At 42.3% G+C, this 542-nt stretch carries 1 protein-coding gene; it reads left to right on the forward strand.

Features of this window, described 5'->3' with window-relative positions; all coding sequences use genetic code 11:
• Positions 1 to 185: 185 nt before the first annotated feature.
• Positions 186 to 542, forward strand: a 357-nt coding sequence (locus ASC50_RS03660) for a hypothetical protein (RefSeq protein ID WP_158648379.1), incomplete at its 3' end; no start/stop codon positions are given.

The raw sequence follows: 542 nt of genomic DNA on the forward strand, positions 1-542 counted from the left end.
GGTTAAGGGCGATGCCCTACGCTATTGCTACAAGGCTTTCAGCCTTAACCTGACGGCTATGCTACGGGATGCAGGAATGCAGAGTAAAAGTTTTCAACATTTTTAACACTTCATTGCATTGTTATTCCAAAATTTATATTTACCTTTGCGCCCAGAAAAAAAACTTATATAAAAAAATAAAAATAATGAGAAAGACAATTAGATTAACCCTCTTAACGGGTTTGTGTGTTCCCTTTTTCGCGGGTTGCGTTGCTACGGAGCCGCTTGATTTTGACCAAGCCATGAAGAAAGGGGTTGTGAGTGTGGATTGGGCTCTTGAGGGAAACCTCTTGCAATCGAGTGGCTTCACGCTCGACAGTTTGTTGGCAGGAAAAACAGGTGATAATACCGAAATTAGAGCCAATGAGGAGGGCGTTATCACTATGTATCTCAAAGCTTCAGATCCACAGCCCTTTAATATGAAAGAAATCAACAGCAAGTTTGGAGCATTCAGCGCGGGAATGGAGAATTTGAAACCTGCAGACAACTTATCGGCTGACCTT

It is taken from the genome of Candidatus Symbiothrix dinenymphae, from assembly GCF_001431085.1.